This is a genomic window from Streptomyces sp. NBC_01283, assembly GCF_041435335.1.
In the GTDB taxonomy this organism is placed as follows: Bacteria; Actinomycetota; Actinomycetes; order Streptomycetales; family Streptomycetaceae; genus Streptomyces.
The window spans coordinates 6589252-6607210 of the sequence record NZ_CP108430.1; the positions used below are offsets into that span (position 1 = coordinate 6589252).

The 17959-nt window shown below is 71.7% G+C and carries 14 protein-coding genes; 4 read left to right on the forward strand and 10 right to left on the reverse strand.

The window, feature by feature from the left end:
* Positions 1-22 precede the first annotated feature (22 nt).
* Positions 23-994 carry a helix-turn-helix transcriptional regulator gene (locus OG302_RS29825; protein ID WP_371529598.1) on the forward strand — a complete coding sequence of 324 codons (972 nt, stop codon included), beginning with the start codon at positions 23-25 and terminating at the stop codon, positions 992-994.
* Positions 995-1081: 87 nt separating this feature from the next.
* Here OG302_RS29825 and aceE read toward each other — a convergent pair whose 3' ends face one another.
* The 6 genes from aceE to OG302_RS29855 form a co-directional block, all read right to left on the reverse strand.
* Positions 1082-3778, reverse strand: coding sequence for a pyruvate dehydrogenase (acetyl-transferring), homodimeric type (aceE, locus tag OG302_RS29830; RefSeq protein ID WP_371529599.1), 2697 nt, complete (start codon positions 3776-3778; stop codon positions 1082-1084).
* Between the two features lie 301 nt (positions 3779-4079).
* Complete coding sequence (locus OG302_RS29835) at positions 4080-4703, reverse strand: GntR family transcriptional regulator (protein WP_371529600.1); 624 nt, start codon at positions 4701-4703, stop codon at positions 4080-4082.
* 135 nt (positions 4704-4838) lie between these two features.
* Positions 4839-6638 (reverse strand): 2-oxoglutarate dehydrogenase, E2 component, dihydrolipoamide succinyltransferase, encoded by a 1800-nt coding sequence (gene sucB, locus OG302_RS29840; RefSeq protein WP_371529601.1) that lies wholly within the window; start codon positions 6636-6638, stop codon positions 4839-4841.
* A gap of 61 nt (positions 6639-6699) precedes the next feature.
* Positions 6700-8088, reverse strand: coding sequence for a dihydrolipoyl dehydrogenase (lpdA, locus tag OG302_RS29845; protein ID WP_371529602.1), 1389 nt, complete (start codon positions 8086-8088; stop codon positions 6700-6702).
* Between the two features lie 313 nt (positions 8089-8401).
* Positions 8402-9934: a leucyl aminopeptidase gene (locus tag OG302_RS29850; protein ID WP_371529603.1), complete on the reverse strand. Its 1533-nt coding sequence runs from the start codon at positions 9932-9934 to the stop codon at positions 8402-8404.
* A gap of 188 nt (positions 9935-10122) precedes the next feature.
* Complete coding sequence (locus OG302_RS29855; protein WP_371529604.1) at positions 10123-10905, reverse strand: adenosylcobinamide-GDP ribazoletransferase; 783 nt, start codon at positions 10903-10905, stop codon at positions 10123-10125.
* 67 nt (positions 10906-10972) lie between these two features.
* On the opposite strand from OG302_RS29855, the gene OG302_RS29860 reads away from it, so the two are divergent.
* The gene (locus tag OG302_RS29860; protein ID WP_371529605.1) at positions 10973-11734 is read left to right on the forward strand and encodes a hypothetical protein; all 762 of its coding nucleotides are present in this window, start codon (positions 10973-10975) and stop codon (positions 11732-11734) included.
* Here the strand turns inward: OG302_RS29860 and OG302_RS29865 are convergent.
* Genes OG302_RS29865 through cobT form a run of 3 tightly spaced genes read right to left on the reverse strand, consistent with a single transcriptional unit; the run spans position 11677 to position 15401 of the window.
* The gene (locus tag OG302_RS29865; RefSeq protein ID WP_371529606.1) at positions 11677-12405 is read right to left on the reverse strand and encodes a hypothetical protein; all 729 of its coding nucleotides are present in this window, start codon (positions 12403-12405) and stop codon (positions 11677-11679) included. The genes OG302_RS29860 and OG302_RS29865 overlap by 58 nt on opposite strands.
* Entirely contained in the window at positions 12402-14189 is a 1788-nt protein-coding gene (locus OG302_RS29870; RefSeq protein ID WP_371529607.1) for a phosphatidylglycerol lysyltransferase domain-containing protein, read from the reverse strand. Before OG302_RS29870 ends, OG302_RS29865 begins: the two co-directional genes overlap by 4 nt.
* A 57-nt stretch (positions 14190-14246) precedes the next feature.
* Positions 14247-15401, reverse strand: a complete 1155-nt coding sequence (gene cobT, locus OG302_RS29875) for a nicotinate-nucleotide--dimethylbenzimidazole phosphoribosyltransferase (RefSeq protein WP_371529608.1) — start codon at positions 15399-15401, stop codon at positions 14247-14249.
* Positions 15402-15604: 203 nt separating this feature from the next.
* Here cobT and OG302_RS29880 point away from each other — a divergent pair, with 203 nt between their 5' ends.
* Positions 15605-16342 carry a class I SAM-dependent methyltransferase gene (locus tag OG302_RS29880; protein ID WP_371529609.1) on the forward strand — a complete coding sequence of 246 codons (738 nt, stop codon included), beginning with the start codon at positions 15605-15607 and terminating at the stop codon, positions 16340-16342.
* Between the two features lie 50 nt (positions 16343-16392).
* On the opposite strand, the gene OG302_RS29885 is transcribed toward OG302_RS29880, so the two are convergent.
* Positions 16393-17592, reverse strand: a complete 1200-nt coding sequence (locus OG302_RS29885) for a bifunctional adenosylcobinamide kinase/adenosylcobinamide-phosphate guanylyltransferase (protein WP_371529610.1) — start codon at positions 17590-17592, stop codon at positions 16393-16395.
* Positions 17593-17682: 90 nt separating this feature from the next.
* On the opposite strand from OG302_RS29885, the gene OG302_RS29890 reads away from it, so the two are divergent.
* A complete protein-coding gene (locus tag OG302_RS29890) occupies positions 17683-17907 on the forward strand; it encodes a hypothetical protein (RefSeq protein ID WP_361827065.1) in 225 nt (74 codons plus the stop codon).
* Positions 17908-17959 lie beyond the last annotated feature (52 nt).

A 17959-nucleotide genomic window follows, 5' to 3' on the forward strand; every position in this document is an offset into this window, starting at 1 on the left:
CGGCTGACGGCATCATGGGGGCATGCGCGCTGCACGCCTCATCAAGATGGTGCTTCTGCTCCAGGCCCGCCCCTCCATGACCGCCGCCGAGCTCGCGGGTGAGCTCGAAGTGTCCGAGCGGACCATCACGCGGGACGCCCAGGCCCTTTCGGAGGCGGGCGTTCCGGTGTACGCGGACCGGGGGCGGGCCGGCGGCTACCGCCTCATCGGCGGCTACCGCACCCGGCTCACCGGCCTCGGCCGCAGCGAGGCCGAGGCCCTGTTCCTCTCCGGAGTGCCGGGCGCGCTGCGGGAGATGGGCCTCGACGACGCGGCATCGGCGGCCCGGCTGAAGGTGTCGGCGGCGCTGATGCCCTCGCTGCGGGACGCCTCGCAGAACGCCTCGCAGCGGTTCCACCTGGACGCGCCGGGCTGGTTCCAGGAGACACCGGCCCCCGAGCTGCTGCCCCCGCTGGCGGACGCCGTGTGGGACGACCGGCGCGTCACCGCCCGCTACCGCCGCCAGCACACCGAGGTGGAACGGGAGTTGGAGCCCTACGGCCTCGTGCTCAAGGCCGGGGTCTGGTATCTGTGCGCGCGGGTGCCCGACTCGGGGTCGTTCCGCGTGTACCGCATCGACCGGTTCACCGCGATCGCCGCCGAAGAGGACCGCTTCGTACGCGACGAGGATTTCGATCTGCCGGGCTTCTGGGACGAGCGGGCGGCGCAGTTCGCGCGGGCGATCCTGCGCTCCGAGGTCGTGCTCCGGCTCTCGGAGGCGGGGGTACGACAGCTTCCGTACGCCACCGATTCCGTCTCCGTGCGCGAGGCACTGGAGAAGGCGAGCACCCCGGACGACGAGGGCTGGGTGACGCTGACCCTGCCGGTGGAGAACGAGACGGTCGCGTACACCCAGCTCTTGTCACTGGGACCGGAGGTGGAGGTACTGGAACCGACGGCCCTGAGGGAACGATTCGCGGAGGCGGCAGCGCAGATGGCCAGCCGCTACGAATAACCCCCGAACAGCCGAAAGCGGGTCCCCGCCCCCAGAGGGGCAGGGACCCGCATCAGGCCGAAGGCCACGAACGGCTACAGAAAACGGCTACAGACCGTACTTGGCCCGCGCTTCCTTCACCGCGGAAGCGGGCACCTCACCACGACGGGCGAGCTGCGCGAGCGAGGCCACGACGATCGACTCGGCGTCGATGCCGAAGTGGCGACGGGCCGCGTCACGCGTGTCCGAGATGCCGAAGCCGTCCGCACCGAGCGACGAGTAGTCCTGCTCGACCCACTGCGCGATCTGGTCCGGCACCTGGCGCATGTAGTCGGAGACGGCAAGGACGGGCCCCTGCGCGCCTTCCAGCGCCGTGCGCACGTACGGGATCCGCTCCTCGCCGCGCAGGATCGCCTCGTCCGCCTCCAGGGCGTCGCGGCGCAGCTCGGTCCAGGAGGTCGCGGACCACACGTCGGCGGCCACACCCCACTCCTCGGCGAGCATCTTCTGCGCGGCAAGGGTCCAGTGGATGGCCGTACCCGAACCGATGAGCTGGATGCGCGAGGCGTTGGCGGCGGGGGAGAGCCCCGCCGTCTCGGCCGTGTTGAAGCGGTACAGGCCCTTGATGATGCCCTCGTCGACACCCGCGGGCTTCGCGGGCTGCGGCATCGGCTCGTTGTAGACGGTGAGGTAGTAGAAGACGTTCTGGTCCTCACCGGGGGCGGCCTCGCCGTACATCCGGCGCAGACCGTCCTTGACGATCGCCGCGACCTCGTAGGCGAACGCGGGGTCGTACGACATGGCGGCGGGGTTCGTCGCGGCGATCACCGGCGAGTGACCGTCCGCGTGCTGCAGACCCTCACCCGTCAGCGTCGTACGACCGGCGGTGGCGCCGACGAGGAAGCCGCGGCCGAGCTGGTCGCCGAGCTGCCACATCTGGTCGGCGGTCCGCTGCCAGCCGAACATCGAGTAGAAGATGTAGAACGGGATCATGGCTTCGCCGTGCGTCGCGTACGACGACGACGCGGCGATGAAGTCCGCCATCGAACCGGCCTCGGTGATCCCCTCGTTGAGGATCTGGCCGTCCTTCGCCTCGCGGTAGTACATGAGCTGGTCGCGGTCGACCGGCTCGTACGTCTGGCCCTTGGGCGAGTAGATGCCGAGGGACGGGAAGAGCGACTCCATGCCGAAGGTGCGCGCCTCGTCGGGGACGATCGGCACCCAGCGCTTGCCGGTCTCCTTGTCGCGGATCAGGTCCTTGACGAGACGTACGAACGCCATGGTCGTCGCGATCGACTGCGAGCCGGAGCCCTTGTCGAACGAGGCGAACGACTTGTCGGCCGGGGCGGGCAGCGGCGCGAGCGGCTGCGTGCGGCGGGCCGGGGCCGGACCGCCGAGCGCGGCACGGCGCTCCTGGAGGTAGCGGACCTCGGGGGAGTCGGCGCCCGGGTGGCCGTAGGGCACCTGGCCGTCGACGAAGTCGCTGTCCGAGATGGGCAGCTCAAGGAGGTCACGCATGTCCTTGAACTCGTCCACCGTGAGCTTCTTCATCTGGTGGTTGGCGTTCTTGGACTCGAAGCCCTTGCCCAGCGTGAAGCCCTTGACCGTCTGCGCGAGGATCACGGTCGGCGCACCCTTGTGGGTGAGCGCCGCACGGTAGGCCGCGTAGACCTTGCGGGCCTCGTGGCCGCCGCGCGAGAGGTGGAAGCACTCGCTGATCTTGTCGTCGCTCAGCAGCTTGCCCAGCTCGACGAGCGCGGGCTCGGAGCCGAAGAAGTGCTCGCGGATGTAGGCGGCGTCGCGCGTCGCGTACGTCTGGAACTGTGCGTCCGGCACCTCGCGGAGGCGGCGGACCAGGGCGCCGTTCGTGTCGAGCTGGAACAGCTCGTCCCAGGCGTTGCCCCACAGGACCTTGATGACGTTCCAGCCGGCGCCGCGGAACTGGGCCTCCAGTTCCTGCACCACGCGGAAGTTGGCGCGGACCGGGCCGTCGAGGCGCTGCAGGTTGCAGTTGATGACGTACGTGAGGTTGTCGAGACCCTCACGGGCGGCCAGCGCGAGGGCTGCCGTCGACTCGGGCTCGTCCATCTCGCCGTCACCGAGGAACGCCCACACGTGCGACGGGGAGACGTCCTTGATGTTGCGGTTGGTGAGGTAGCGGTTGAACCGCGCCTGGTAGATCGCCGACAGCGGGCCGAGGCCCATCGAGACGGTCGGGAACTCCCACAGCCAGGGCAGACGGCGCGGGTGCGGGTAGGAGGGGAGGCCGTTGCCGCCCGACTCCTGGCGGAAGTTGTCGAGGTGCGTCTCGTTCAGACGGCCGTCGAGGAACGCGCGGGCGTAGATGCCGGGGGAGGCGTGGCCCTGGATGTACAGCTGGTCGCCGGAACCGTCCCCCTCCTTGCCCTTGAAGAAGTGGTTGAAGCCCGTCTCGTACAGCCAGGCGGCCGAGGCGAAGGTGGCGATGTGGCCGCCGACGCCGTGCTTGCTGCCCCGGGTCACCATCGCGGCCGCGTTCCAGCGGTTCCACGCGGCGATCCGCTGCTCCATCGCCTCGTCGCCCTCGATCGCCGGCTCGGCGGAGGTGGGGATGGTGTTGACGTAGTCGGTCTCAAGGAGCTTGGGCAGCGCCAGGCCCGCGCCCTCGGCGCGCTCCAGCGTGCGCCGCATCAGGTATGCGGCTCGGTGCGGCCCGGCCGCCTGGGTAACGGCGTCCAGGGAGGCCTGCCATTCGGCGGTCTCCTCGGGGTCGCGGTCCGGGAGCTGGTCGAGCTCGCTCGGCTGGATTGCGGAGGGGTCGGTCATGTCGCCGCCTTCCTGAGTCGGAGGGGGTCCCCTGTTCGGTAAGGGGTGGGGGTGCCCTAGGTCTTTGGCAGGACAGGGCGTGAGGCCCTGGTGAGAGCCCGTCGAAGACTGTAACTCCGTGATCGATGATCGATCAAAGGGTTGAAGGCGAAAACTCCTTCAGATCAAGAAAGTAGGCATCCGGTGCCATTAATCCGGGCACGCGGTGCCTTCGATTTAAAGGATCGGTGCAGGTGAGGGCACGTATGAGCGGGCCGGTCACGGATGAGCGCAGGAGCCCGTGGAGGCCCCCCGAATCACGTCAGGCGCGCGGCGCGCAGCCCAGGACGTGCGCCTTCACCAGCTCGGCGATGGCCGGATCACGCCGCCGGAACGCCGAGACCAGTGCCTCGTGCTCCTCCGCGTACGACTGCTGCACCGTCCCGAGCCATCGGATCGAAAGCGCGGTGAAGACCTCGATGCCGAGGCCCTCCCAGGTGTGCAGCAGCACGGAGTTGTGCGCGGCCCGCACCAACTCCCGGTGGAAACCGACCGTGTGCCGCACCTGCGAGGTGCCGTCGGCGGCCCGGTCCGCCTCGTACAGGGCTTCGACATGGGGCTCCAGGGCCGAGCAGTCCACGGCCAGGCTCTCCGCCGCGAGCTCGGCGGCGATGGCCTCAAGGCCCGCTCGGACGGGGTAGCTCTCCTCCAGGTCCGCCGCGGTCAAGTTCCGTACGCGCACGCCCTTGTTGGGCGCCGACTCGATGAGCCGCAGCGTCTCCAGCTCACGCAGTGCCTCGCGCACGGGGGTCTGCGAGACCTCGAGCTCGACGGCGATGCGCCGCTCCACGATCCGCTCGCCCGGCTGCCAGCGCCCGCTGACGATCCCCTCCACGATGTGCTCGCGGATCTGTTCGCGCAGCGAGTGAACGACGGGCGCGGTCATGTGGGCTCCTCCGGCGGGGGCACGCCCCCAGGGCGTTGTGACCCCTAGACAATACGGCGACGCCCCCGTTCGGAAACCTCCGAACGGGGGCGTACGCCCTGATGAGACGAGTCTTACAGCCCTGGGGCCGTAGAACTACAGGCCGAGCTCGACCTCGAACTCGCCGGCCTCAAGGATGGCCTTGACCGTGGTCAGGTAGCGGGCGGCGTCCGCGCCGTCCACCAGACGGTGGTCGTAGGAGAGCGAGAGGTACGTCATGTCCCGCACGGCGATGGTCTCGCCGAGGTCGGGGTGGTTGATGACGACCGGACGCTTCACCGTGGCACCGATGCCCAGGATCGCGGCCTGGTTCGGCGGCACGATGACCGTGTCGAACAGGGCACCGCGCGAACCGGTGTTGGAGACCGTGAAGGTGGCACCGGACATGTCGTCCGGGGTGAGGCCACCGCCACGGGCCTTGCCGGCCAGCTCGGCGGTCTTCTTGGAGATACCGGCGATGTTCAGGTCGCCCGCACCCTTGATGACCGGCGTCATCAGACCCTTCTCGGCGTCAACGGCGATGCCGATGTTCTCCGAGTCGAAGTACGTGATGGTGCCTTCGTCGTCGTTGATCCGGGCGTTGACGACCGGGTGGGCCTTCAGCGCCTGGGCGGCGGCCTTGACGAAGAACGGCATCGGGGAGAGCTTGACGCCCTCACGGGCCGCGAACGCGTCCTTCGCCTTGGCGCGCAGCTTCATCAGCTTCGTGATGTCGACCTCGACGACCGAGGTGAGCTGGGCCTGCGAGTGCAGCGCCTTCATCATGTTGTCGCCGATGACCTTGCGCATGCGGGTCATCTTGACCGTCTGGCCGCGGAGGGGAGAGGCCTCCAGGGCCGGGGCCTTCGAAGCGGCCGGAGCGGCGGCAGAACCGGCGGCAGCCGGAGCCGGGGCGGACTTCTTGGCCTCGGCGGCCGCGATGACGTCCTGCTTGCGGATGCGGCCACCGACGCCGGTGCCCTTGACGTCCGACAGGCTCACGCCGTGCTCGTTGGCGAGCTTGCGCACCAGCGGCGTGACGTACGCGCCGTCGTCGGCCGGGGAGGCCGGAGCGGCAGGCGCGGCAGGCGCCGACGGGGCCGGGGCGGCGGGCTGCGCCGGGGCGGGCGCGGCGGGAGCCGGAGCGGCCGGAGCCGCGGGCTGGGCCGGAGCCGGAGCGGCAGCGGCGGGCGCGGCCGGGGCGGCCGGTGCGGGGGCCGGCGCGGCGGGGGCGGCCGGAGCCGGCTTCTCGGCGGCCGGAGCGGCCGGGGCAGCCGGAGCGGCGGCGGCCGGAGCCGCGCCGGGAGCGCCGACGACGGCGAGCTTGGCGCCGACCTCAGCGGTCTCGTCCTCGCCCACGACGATCTCGAGCAGCACGCCCGCGACCGGGGAGGGGATCTCGGTGTCGACCTTGTCCGTGGAGACCTCGAGCAGGGGCTCGTCCTCCGCGACCTCCTCGCCGACCTCCTTCAGCCAACGGGTGACGGTGCCCTCGGTGACCGACTCGCCCAGTGCGGGCAGCGTGACGTCGGTGCCGGAGGCGCCACCGGCCGGGGCGGCCGGAGCGGCCGGGGCCTCGGCGGCGGGAGCCGGAGCCGCGGGGGCCTCGGCGGCCGGGGCCGGAGCCTCGGCCTGCGCGGGCTCGGCGGCCGGGGCGGACTCGGCCGCGGGGGCGCCGCTGCCGTCGTCGATGACGGCCAGCTCGGCGCCGACCTCGACGGTCTCGTCCTCGGCGACCTTGATGGAGGCCAGGATGCCGGCGGCAGGGGAGGGGATCTCGGTGTCGACCTTGTCGGTCGAGACCTCGAGCAGCGGCTCGTCGGCCTCGACGCGCTCGCCCTCGGCCTTCAGCCAACGGGTGACAGTGCCCTCGGTGACGCTCTCGCCGAGCGCCGGAAGGGATACGGAAACCGCCATGGTTTCAGTTGCTCCTTACGAAATTGCGGGAAGTCTAGGTCGTCGCGCCCGAAACTGAAGGTCAGTCGTGGGAGTGGAGAGGCTTGCCCGCGAGGGCCAGGTGAGCCTCGCCCATCGCCTCGTTCTGCGTCGGGTGGGCGTGGATGAGCTGGGCGACCTCGGCCGGCAGCGCTTCCCAGTTGTAGATCAGCTGGGCTTCGCCGACCTGCTCGCCCATGCGGTCGCCGACCATGTGGACGCCGACCACGGCACCGTCCTTGACCTGGACGAGCTTGATCTCGCCCGCGGTCTTGAGGATCTTGCTCTTGCCGTTGCCCGCCAGGCTGTACTTGAGGGCGACGACCTTGTCCGCGCCGTAGATCTCCTTGGCCTTGGCCTCGGTGATGCCCACGGAGGCGACCTCGGGGTGGCAGTACGTCACCTTCGGCACGCCGTCGTAGTCGATCGGGACGGTCTTGAGACCGGCCAGGCGCTCCGCCACCAGGATGCCCTCGGCGAAGCCGACGTGCGCGAGCTGGAGGGTCGGCACCAGGTCGCCCACGGCCGAGACGGTCGGGACGTTGGTCTGCATGTACTCGTCGACGAGGACGTAGCCACGGTCCATGGCGACGCCCTGCTCCTCGTAGCCGAGGCCCTGGGAGACCGGGCCGCGGCCGATGGCGACGAGCAGCACCTCGGCGTCGAACGTCTTGCCGTCGGCGAGGGTCACGCGGACGCCGTCCTGCGTGTACTCGGCCTTCTCGAAGAAGGTGCCGAGGTTGAACTTGATGCCGCGCTTGCGGAACGCGCGCTCAAGAAGCTTCGAGGAGTTCTCGTCCTCGACCGGCACGAGGTGCTTGAGGCCCTCGACGACGGTGACCTCGGACCCGAAGGACTTCCACGCCGAGGCGAACTCGACGCCGATGACGCCGCCGCCCAGGATGATCGCGGACTTCGGCACGCGGTCCAGGGTCAGGGCGTGGTCCGAGGAGATGATGCGGTTGCCGTCGATCTCCAGGCCCGGCAGCGACTTCGGCACGGAGCCGGTCGCGAGCAGCACGTGGCGACCCTGGACGCGCTGGCCGTTCACGTCCACGGAGGTCGGGGAGGAAAGCTTGCCCTCGCCCTCGATGTACGTCACCTTGCGCGAGGCGATGAGTCCCTGCAGGCCCTTGTAGAGCCCGGAGATCACGTCGTCCTTGTACTTGTGGACGGCCGCCATGTCGATGCCCTCGAAGGTGGCCTTCACGCCGAACTGATCGGCTTCGCGAGCCTGGTCGGCGATCTCACCGGCGTGCAGCAACGCCTTCGTGGGGATGCAGCCGTTGTGCAGGCAGGTACCGCCGACCTTGCCCTTCTCGATCAGGGCGACGTCCAGGCCCAGCTGCGACGCGCGCAGTGCCGCGGCGTAACCGCCGCTACCGCCGCCGAGGATCACTAGGTCGAAAACGGTGCTGGCGTCGTTCGCCACGTCACGTCCTCCATGCATGTGCGCCGTACGCCGGACCGCTCTTCCCGGGGGACGACCGGTCGGTCGGCTGGTATTCGGCCGCTCTTGTTTCGGCCCTGTGGTGGGGGCCCTGTCCTGCCGAGAACCCATCTTCGCACTTGTCGGCGGGAGGTGGGACGGCGGGCCGGGCTGTGAGACGTCTGATTCGCCACGTCGGGGCGTACCCAGGCGTAGGAACGTACGGATTTCGTTGAGGGCGAAATCGGACAGACGCAGCCCGGGGCCCGGACATCTGGACGTCCGGGCCCCGGCCTGCGTACGAAGGATCAACCGGTCAGCCGAGGTCGCCCGCGGCCGTCCGCTCGGCGAGGCGGACCAGGGTGCGGACCGCGGTGCCGGTGCCGCCCTTGGGGGTGTAGCCGAACGCGCCGCCCTCGTTGTAGGCCGGACCCGCGATGTCCAGGTGCGCCCAGGTGATGCCCTCGCCGACGAACTCCTGGAGGAAGAGACCGGCCACCAGACCGCCGCCCATGCGCTCGCCCATGTTGGCGATGTCGGCGGTGGGGGAGTCCATGCCCTTCCTCAGGTGCTCGGGAAGCGGCATCGGCCAGGAGGGCTCGCCCGCCTCCTCGGAAGCGTCGTGGATCGCGGCGCGGAACGCGTCGTCGTTGGCCATGATGCCGAAGGTGCGGCTGCCGAGCGCCATCATCATGGCGCCGGTCAGCGTGGCCACGTCGACGATCGCGTCGGGGGCGTCCTCGGACGCCTTGGCGATCGCGTCGGCCAGGACCAGGCGGCCCTCGGCATCCGTGTTCAGGACCTCGACGGTCTTGCCGCTGTACATCCGCAGGACGTCGCCGGGGCGGGTCGCGGAGCCGGACGGCATGTTCTCGGCGAGCGCCAGCCAGCCGGTGACGTTCACCTCGAGGCCCAGGCGCGCGGCGGAGACGACGGCCGCGAAGACGGCGGCGGCACCGGCCATGTCGCACTTCATGGTCTCGTTGTGACCGGCGGGCTTCAGCGAGATGCCGCCCGAGTCGTACGTGATGCCCTTGCCGACGAAGGCGAGGTGCTTCTTCGCCTTGGACGACGTGTACGAGAGCTTCACCAGGCGCGGCGGGGCCTCCGAGCCGACACCGACGCCGAGGATGCCGCCGTAGCCGCCCTTGGTGAGCGCCTTCTCGTCCAGGACCTGGACCTTGATGCCGTGCTCCTTGCCGGCCGCGGAGGCGACCGCGGCGAAGGCCTCGGGGTTCAGGTCGTTCGGCGGGGTGTTGATCAGGTCGCGGGCGCGGTTGAGCTCCTCGGACACGGCGATGGCGCGCTCGACGGCGGTCTTGTACGCCTTGTCGCGGGGCTTGCCGCCGAGGAGGGCGATCTCGGCGAGGGGGCCCTTGGCGTCCTTGCCGTTCTTGCCCTTGGCGGAACCATTCTCCTTGTAGGCGTCGAAGGAGTACGCGCCGAGCAGCGCGCCCTCGGCGATCGCACCGGTGTCCTCGGCGTCCTCGGCGGGCAGCGCGAACGCGGCCTTCTTCGAGCCGGACAGGGCGCGCGCGGCGGTACCGGCGGCGCGGCGCAGGGCGTCGGTGCCGTACGTCTCGTCCTTCTCCGGCACCGTGCCGAGGCCGACGGCGAGGACGACCGGCGCCTTGAAGCCGGACGGCGCGGGCAGCTTGGTCACCTCACCCTCGGCGCCCGAGGCACCGAGGGTCTCCAGGACGGACGCGAGCTTGCCGTCGTACGCCTTGTCCACGGCTTCGGCGCCGGCGGCGACGACCGGGCCCTTGCCGCCCTTCGCCACGCCGATGACGATCGCGTCGGCACGGAGGCCGGACGCGGCGGCGGTGCTGAGAGTCAGAGCAGTCACGGTGGTGAATTCTCGCTTCCGTTGAGTTCCTTGGCCGATGGGGTGGGTCGGCCCGCCCGGCGCCAGCCTAGAACGGGCCGGAAAGGCACCGGACATGAGCCTACGCGCGTCGCGCCCATTCGATCGTGTCGGCGCAGATTCATCCGTTCGTGTCGGCACATTTATGTTTCAGCCGAAGCATCCGCGAATCAGCCGAAGGCGAGGACGACCAGGGCCGTCGTGGCCGCGGTCTCGGCCAGAGCGCCGAAGACATCGCCGGTGACGCCGCCGAAGCGGCGCACGCAGTGCCGCAGGAGCAGCTCGGCGGCGCAGAGGGCGAGGACGACGGCAGCCGCGTACCGCACGCTCCCGTGCGGCCCGAAGGGCACGGCGGCGAGCGCGGCCAGCGCGGTGACGAGCCCCACGGCGAGCAGGGCCGCGCCGTGCGGAACCGTTCCTGCAACCGCCGCCCCGAGCCCCTCCGGACGGGCCGGGGGGACACCGCGGCGGGCGGCCAGGGTGAGGGCGAGGCGGGCCGCGGCCGCCGAGACGGCCGCGGCGAGCGCGCCCCGGGTCCATGAGGCCTCGTACAGCTGGAAGAGGACGGCCACTTGGGCGAGCAGGGCGAAGAGCAGCGTGATCACGCCGAAGGGGCCGACGTCGGACTGCTTCATGATGCGCAGCGCGTCCTCGGCGGGCCTGGCGCTGCCGAGGCCGTCGGCGGTGTCCGCGAGGCCGTCGAGGTGGAGGCCTCGGGTCAGCGCCGCGGGAACGGCGGCGGTCGCCACGGCCGCCAGGAGGGGGCCCGCTCCCAGGGCCATGAGCGCACCGCCGAGCGCGGCCGAGCAGAGCCCGACGACGAGACCGGCCGCCGGGGCGCAGAGCATCCCGGCGCGGGCCGCCTCACGGTCCCACTTGGTGACGCGGACCGGGAGCGCGGTGAGGGTGCCGAAGGCGAAGCGCAGGCCGTCGGCGGGGGAGGTTCGGGGCACCGCGGAAGGTTACCCCGCTGCCTTTTCTCCACCTGCGGAACGCGGCACCGCCCCGCAGGATGGCCCCATGGCCGACTGGTGGTACCGGAACATCGTGGAGCCGGGAAAGCTCCCGCTGCTCCTCGCCCTGCTCTCCTTCGTGGGCTCGTTCCTCGTCACCCGCACCATCACGCGGCTCATCCGCGCGGGCAGGGGCCCCTTCCGGAACATCAGCTCGGGTGACGTCCACATCCACCACGTCGTACCGGGCATCTTCCTCATGCTCGTCGGCGGATTCTGGGCGGTCGCCGCGGGCCGGCACAGCCTCGCCTCGATGTTCGCGGCGGTCATCTTCGGCATCGGCGCCGGTCTCGTGCTCGACGAGTTCGCGCTGATCCTCTACCTCGACGACGTCTACTGGAGCGAACAGGGCCGCAAGAGCGTCGAGGTGGTGATGCTGACCGCGGCCCTGGTGGTGCTCGTGCTCACCGGCTTCACCCCGTTCGGCGTGAACGACCTGACCCCGGAGGAACGCGGCAACCGCGCGGGCCTCGCCCTGAACGTCGCCGTCAACTGCTGCTTCGCCCTGGTCGCGCTGGCCAAGGGCAAGCTGCAGACGGCCGTGATCGGCATGGTGGTCCCGCTGGTCGCGATGGTGGGTGCCATCCGCCTCGCCCGCCCGGGGTCGGCCTGGGCCAGGCGCTTCTACCGCAAACGGCACCGCGCCCGCGCCCGTTCGGCCCTGCGCGCCTTCCACCACGACCGCCGCTGGGCGGGACCGCGCCGCAGGTTTCAGGACCTGATCGGCGGCAAACCCGACCCGGAACTGGCCCGCCCACCACGCCGCTGAAGCATCTCCGAGCAGGCGCACAGCACGACCACCGCCGCGATCGCCGCCAGATGCTCCTTGCCCGCGAGGTTGTTCTTGACCAGCACCTCCACGACCATCACGGCGATCACGAGCCCCGCCGTGAACCAGGCCCGGTAGCGCCAGCACACGTAGACCGCGAGGCCGACCACCGCCGCGGAGGGGCCGGTGTCGACGACCTGCGCGTCGGACGCGGGAAGCCCCAGCGGGCTGCCGGGCCCCCACTCGATGCCCACGCGCGCGTAGAGCGTTCCCGCGAGGGTGGCCACGTAGCCGACGACGAGCGTGCGCCACCAGCCGACGCAGATCTCCGCGATGCCGAACACAAGGAGGATCTGCGCCAGCGCACCCCAGACGGGCAGGTCGAGCGCGGGCACGAAGATCGAGAGCGGGGTGCGGAGCAGGGAGAGCCAGAGCGGCTCCTCGGCCCGTACGGAGCCGATGTTCTGCACGAACTGATAGCCCCAGGACTGGTTCTGCGTGAACTGGAAGAGGGCGGTGAGGCAGACGGCGGCCAGCGTCATGGGTGCCGCCCGCCACCGCCGCTCGGCGATGCCGTCGCGCACGGTGGCGTACAGCGGCCCCCACTCGCGGCGGGCCAGCCGGGCGATGCGGGTCTGGACGGCCGGGCGGGCCGGGGCCGGGGTGCTCATCGTCGGGACTCCAGATGCTTGCGGTGCAGCCGCCCCCAAGTTCTCGGCTTCGCTCGAACAGGGAGGGACCCCCCTGGCAGGCCCGGCGCTTCCAGGAAGCCCTCCGCGCGGGCCGACGCGATGCCGATGCGCGGCAGGTCGCCGCTCTTCTCGAAGAGAAGGAAGCGGGGCTCCCAGATCGGGCGGTACTTCGCGTTGGCGCGGTACAGCGACTCGATCTGCCACCACCGCGAGAAGAAGGTGAGCAGGGAGCGCCACAGCCGCAGGACCGGGCCCGCGCCGAGCCGGGAGCCACGTTCGAAGACCGACCTGAACATCGCGAAGTTGAGGGAGACCTGAGTGATGTCGATCTCGGCGGCGCGCTGGAGCAGCTCGATGACCATGAACTCCATCAGGCCGTTCTCGGAGTCGCGGTCGCGCCGCATCAGGTCGAGCGAGAGCCCGTTCGGCCCCCACGGCACGAAGGAGAGCACCGCTCTCAACTCCCCTTCCCCATCGGTGCATTCGAGCATCACGCACCGCCCGTCCGCGGGGTCCCCGAGCCGCCCGAGCGCCATCGAGAAGCCCCGCTCGGTGGCCCCGTCCCGCCAGTCGTCGGCGCGCTTGATGAGGTATGCCATCTCGTCGGCCGGAATGTCCTCGTGGCGCCGGATCCGCACCTCGTAACCGGCCCGCTTGACCCGGTTGTACGCCTGACGGACCGTCCGCATGGCCCGGCCCTCCAGGGTGAACTCGTCCGTCTCGACGATGGCTTCGTCGCCCAGTTCGAGGGCGTCAAGGCCGTGCCGGGCGTAGATCGTGCCCGCTTCCTCGCTCGCGCCCATCACGGCGGGGATCCAGCCGTGTTCGCGGGCGTCGGCGAGCCAGGGTTCGATGGCGCCGGGCCAGGCCTCCGGATCGCCGATGGGGTCACCGGAGGCCAGCGAGACGCCTCCGACCACCCGGTAGACGACCGCCGCCTTGCCGCTCTGCGACCACACGGCGCTCTTCTCGCGGCGCAGCGCGAAGTAGCCGAGCGAGTCGCGTTCGCCGTACCGGTCGAGCAGTTCGTGCAGCTTGCGCTCGTCGTCCTCGGTGAGCGGGTCGACCGCCCGGCGCGAGCGGAACGCGGCGTACAGGACGGCCAGGAGGAGCAGGGTGCTGAGCACGTTGATGCTGACGTTGACCCAGCCGGGCGTGGTGATGCCCTCGAACCGCCGGTCGTCGGCGGCCAGGGACACCAGGCGCATCGTGCCGTAGCGCCAGCGGTCGAGGAAGGTCGAACGGTAGTCGTCGTGCGCGCGGTTGGTGACGGTGACCAGGAGCGCGGCGATCAGCGAGGTCACGAGCAGCCCGCCGACGGCGACGGCCGCGGCCAGCTTCGGGTTGGAGCGGTCGCCCTTGGCGTAGAACTCCCGCCGCCCGACTACCAGCGAGGCGACGAAGGCGGCGGTCAGGGCGAGGGAGATCCAGTTCTGCGCGTACCCGCGGATCTCCGGGAAGATCATCGCGAACGCGAAGAGGAGCAGGAAGAGCCCGCTGAGCACGAGGTTGAGAATCCAGGCGGCGCGTTTGCGGCGGCGCATCGTGATCGCGAGGAACATCGTGAACGCACCGGACGCGAAGCCCGCGGTGAGCAGGTAGGGCGTGAAGTAGTTCTCGGTGTTGTGCCGCCGCAGATCCTGCCCCAGGGAGACCCAGACCGCGCTCAGGAAGTTGATGAAGGTGACGGCGCGGAGGTACCAGACGCTGAAGGCCGCGGCGAGACGCCGACGGCGCCCGGCAGCAGATTGTTCATCTCCCATGAAAAGGGATCATATGGGCCATGCCGGGCCGTAATCGGCTGCGCGCGGACGCGCCGCCTACTCCGCTTCGGGATCCCCGGCCCTGGCCGGGACCCCGGTCCCGGTCTTCTTGGGCTCGGTCCCGGTCCTGGGCTCGGGGTCCGGCTCGGCCTCCGGCTCGGGCTCCGGCTCCCGCTCGGGCAGCTCCGCGGAGAGCGCCGCGGCCGCCCGCACCAGCGGCAGCGCGAGCAGCGCCCCCACGCCCTCCCCGACCTGTACGCCCTGTTCGAGCACGGGGTCGAGCGCCATCCGGTCAAGGGCCTTGGCCTGCGCGGGCTCCCCGCTGCTGTGCCCCGCCAGCCACCAGTCCGGCGCCCGGAAGGCGACCCGCTGGGCCACCAGTGCCGCGGCCGACGCCACCACACCGTCCAGGACGACCGGCGTACGCCGCACCGCGCACTGCAGGAGGAACCCGGTCATGGCGGCGATGTCCGCACCGCCCACCGCCGCGAGCAGCTCCAGCTGATCGCCGAGGACGGGCCGCGCCCGCCGCAGCGAGTCCCGGACCGCCGCGCACTTGCGCATCCACGCGAGGTCGTCGATCGGCGCGCCGCCCCGCCCGGTCACCACGGACGCGTCGGTCCCGCACAGCGCGGCGACCAGCGTCGCCGCGGGAGTCGTGCCGCCCACGCTCACATCGCCGAGCACGACCAGGTCGGTCCCGGAGTCCGCCTCCTCGTCGGCGACGGCCATCCCCGCCCGCACCGCGGCCTCGGCCTCCTCGGCCGTCAGAGCGTCCTCGATGTCGACGCGCCCCGAACCGCGACGCACCCGGTGCCCCGCCACCTCCGCGGGCAGCTCGGCCGGGTCGCAGTCCAGGGCCATGTCGACGACCCGGACGGGCACGTCGAGACGGCGCGCGAGGACGGACACGGGGCTCGCGCCGGAGAGCACGGCGCGGACGAGTTCGGCCGCACTGCCCGCGGGCCGCGCGGAGACGTCGAGGCGGGCCACGCCGTGGTCACCGGCGAAGAGGATCACGCGCGGTCGCTCGATCGGCTTGACCGGCACCGACGACTGGGCCGCGGACAGCCACTCGCCCAGTTCGTCCAGGCGGCCGAGCGCCCCGGGCGGCACGCCCTGCCGCTCCCTGCGCTCCTCGGCGTCGCGGCGGATCCCGCCGTCGGGCCGCTCGATCAGGTCGGTGAAGTCGTCGAGATTCAGCGAGCTCATTCGCCGAACAGTACCGGCAGGGCCCGGGCCCGGCTCGAACGGCCCGGCAGCGGACATCCCCGCGCGGTCGCGACCACGGAACGCGGCGCCCGCACGGTGTCGTTGCGCCGGTGCCGATGATCCTTTACGTACCGTTCGGGGTGGGTTCGTGCTACTCGCATGCGCACCGTTCGCACCGCCCGACAGAGGAGCCTGCCACGCCCATGGACGCCGCACAGGCCACCGCAGTACAGGCCGAGAAGATCTTCGCCGTCACCGGCTCCACCCGCCGCCACCAGGCACGGGCCCGCGCGATGGGCCGGTTCATCGAGCCCGAGAGCTGGCTGGACATCGACACCGGGCACGGGCACTTCCCCGCCGTCGCGCGGGAGGTGCACCCCTACACCGCCTTCGACGGCCTCGACCTGACCGCGCGCGTGGAGGACGGCCGCCGGGCCGGCCGTGTGGAGGAGGCCCACCGCGGGCTGCTCGCCGACCTGGCACCGAAGCTCGCGGGGCGCTACGACGCGCTGAGCATGTTCCATTACCTGGAGCGCAGCGCCGACCCGCGCATCGAACTCATCGCCGCCCGCACGGTGCTGCGGCCCGGCGGCCATCTGATGATCGAGGTCCCCGTCCCGCAGAGCCGGTACGCCAGGGTCCTCGACCTGGGGTGGATCAGGCCCGGGCCCTACCACCGCATCCCGCTCGCCGACCTCCGGCGCGAGCTGGAGAGCCTCGGCTACACCGTCGTGGCCACCGACCGGCGCGAGCCGCACGTCCCGTTCGACCTCACCGCGCGCCTCGCCGTCGGCCTCGGCCGCATCCGTGCCGCGGCCCGCCTCGCGGTCCCGCTCCTGGCCGCCGCCGCCCTGGCCGACCGGGCGCTGGCCCCGCTGGTCAGCCGCACCCGCTTCTCCAACGCCTACCGCGTCATCGCCCGCCGGAACCCGGACGCCTGACCGGCCGGGTCCGGCGCGCCGGGAGCCGCACCGGGTCAGCGCCGCACCGGTCAGCCGCGCAGGGTGAGCGCCTGGCCCGCCACGACCATCAGGACGTGCTCGCACTCCGCCGCGAACGCCGCGTTCAGGCGGCCCAGTTCATCGCGGTAGCGGCGGCCCGAAGCGGTCGCGGGGACGATGCCGGAGCCGACCTCGTTCGACACGGCGACGACCGTGCGCCGGGTCGCGCGCACCGCGTCCGTGAGCTCCGCGACCCGCTTGCGCAGCGCCCGCTCGCCACCGCCCGCCCATTCGTCGTCGTCCCACGCGTTCACCTCGTCCATGGCGTACGTCAGCCACAGCGAGAGGCAGTCGATGAGCAGGGGAGGCCCGTTCTCGGTGAGCAGCGGCACGAGGTCGCAGGTCTCGGCGGTGCTCCACGACCCGGGCCGCCGCTCGCGGTGGGCGCTCACCCGGTCCGCCCACTCCGAGTCGCCGTTCCTGGTCCCGCCCGTGGCCACGTACAGCACCTCGGGGAACGCCTCCAGGCGGCGCTCCGCCTCCACCGACTTCCCGGACCGGGCGCCGCCCACGACGAGGGTGCGGCGCGGCACGTCCGGTACGTCCTCGTAGGCGCCGACCACCAGCGTCGTCCCGTCCGGCACGGCCCGCGCACCGGCGGCGGCCAGCCTGCGGGCCAGCTCCGCGCCCGGCGGCACCTCATGCCCCAGATGGACGGCGACGACGTCCGTGGTCGGGCCGATCGCCCCCGTGGCCCGCAGCCGCGCGAGCGCGTCGGGGCGCCCGACGACATCGGCGAGCACCATCTCGTACGCGGGCTGCTCGTCCGGCAGCCCGGCGGGCGCACCCCCCGGCGGCAGATACAGCAGCCGCTCCCCGTCGGGGCCCGCCACCTCGTACCCCGTGCCGGGGTGGTCCATCGCCACCGCGCGCACCCGGTGCCCGGTGAGCAGCGCGAGCTCCCGCCCGTCGGGTACCCGGCCCGGCTGCGGCAGCCCGGCCGGTACCTCCACCGAGGGGCCGTCGTGCGGATGGGAGAGCAGCACCTGGCGCACACCGCCGAGCGAGTGCCCGGAGCGGGCGGCCGCGAAGGCGGCACCAGGGGTGAGGTCGAGCAGCAAGACGCCGTCCACCAGAAGCGCGGTGGCGGCCCGCGCGGCGCCGCCGAGTGCGGTCGCGCAGGCCGCGCAGGGGCAGCCGGGACGGGGCAGGCCTTCGGGGGCGCCGGTGCCGAGCAGAGTCAGTTCCACAGGAAGATCCTCCCGCGTCACCGCGAGCGCCGCTCGCCCGGCTAGGCTTCCAAGGGCTTCACACAGCTGTCGGACCATCGGGAGGCTGGCATGGCGGCATGGACGTGGCGGTTCGAGAAGGCGGACGGGACGGAGGTCCAGCCCGCTCTGACGCCCGAGGAGTTCACGACTCAGGGGGACGCGGAGTCGTGGGTCGGCGAGTTCTGGAAAGAGCTCGCGGAAGGCGGCGCCGACCAGGTGTCGCTCTTCGAGGACGCGAACAAGATCTATGGGCCGATGAGCCTGCACGCGGAGGAAGCGGCGCAGGCTGAGTGACGGCTGAACGCGAGGGGGCGCCCGCTTGAAGCGGGCGCCCCCTCGCGCGTTC

Bases quoted from the DNA above. Each gene is read 5' to 3' on its own strand.
- OG302_RS29825 (WP_371529598.1), top strand. From the start codon at position 23: ATGCGCGCTGCACGCCTCATCAAGATGGTGCTTCTGCTCCAGGCCCGC.
- aceE (WP_371529599.1), bottom strand. From the start codon at position 3,778: ATGACCGACCCCTCCGCAATCCAGCCGAGCGAGCTCGACCAGCTCCCG.
- OG302_RS29835 (WP_371529600.1), bottom strand. From the start codon at position 4,703: ATGACCGCGCCCGTCGTTCACTCGCTGCGCGAACAGATCCGCGAGCAC.
- sucB (WP_371529601.1), bottom strand. From the start codon at position 6,638: ATGGCGGTTTCCGTATCCCTTCCGGCGCTCGGCGAGAGCGTCACCGAG.
- OG302_RS29860 (WP_371529605.1), top strand. From the start codon at position 10,973: ATGGCCGACTGGTGGTACCGGAACATCGTGGAGCCGGGAAAGCTCCCG.
- OG302_RS29865 (WP_371529606.1), bottom strand. From the start codon at position 12,405: ATGAGCACCCCGGCCCCGGCCCGCCCGGCCGTCCAGACCCGCATCGCC.
- OG302_RS29870 (WP_371529607.1), bottom strand. From the start codon at position 14,189: ATGGGAGATGAACAATCTGCTGCCGGGCGCCGTCGGCGTCTCGCCGCG.
- cobT (WP_371529608.1), bottom strand. From the start codon at position 15,401: ATGAGCTCGCTGAATCTCGACGACTTCACCGACCTGATCGAGCGGCCC.
- OG302_RS29880 (WP_371529609.1), top strand. From the start codon at position 15,605: ATGGACGCCGCACAGGCCACCGCAGTACAGGCCGAGAAGATCTTCGCC.
- OG302_RS29890 (WP_361827065.1), top strand. From the start codon at position 17,683: ATGGCGGCATGGACGTGGCGGTTCGAGAAGGCGGACGGGACGGAGGTC.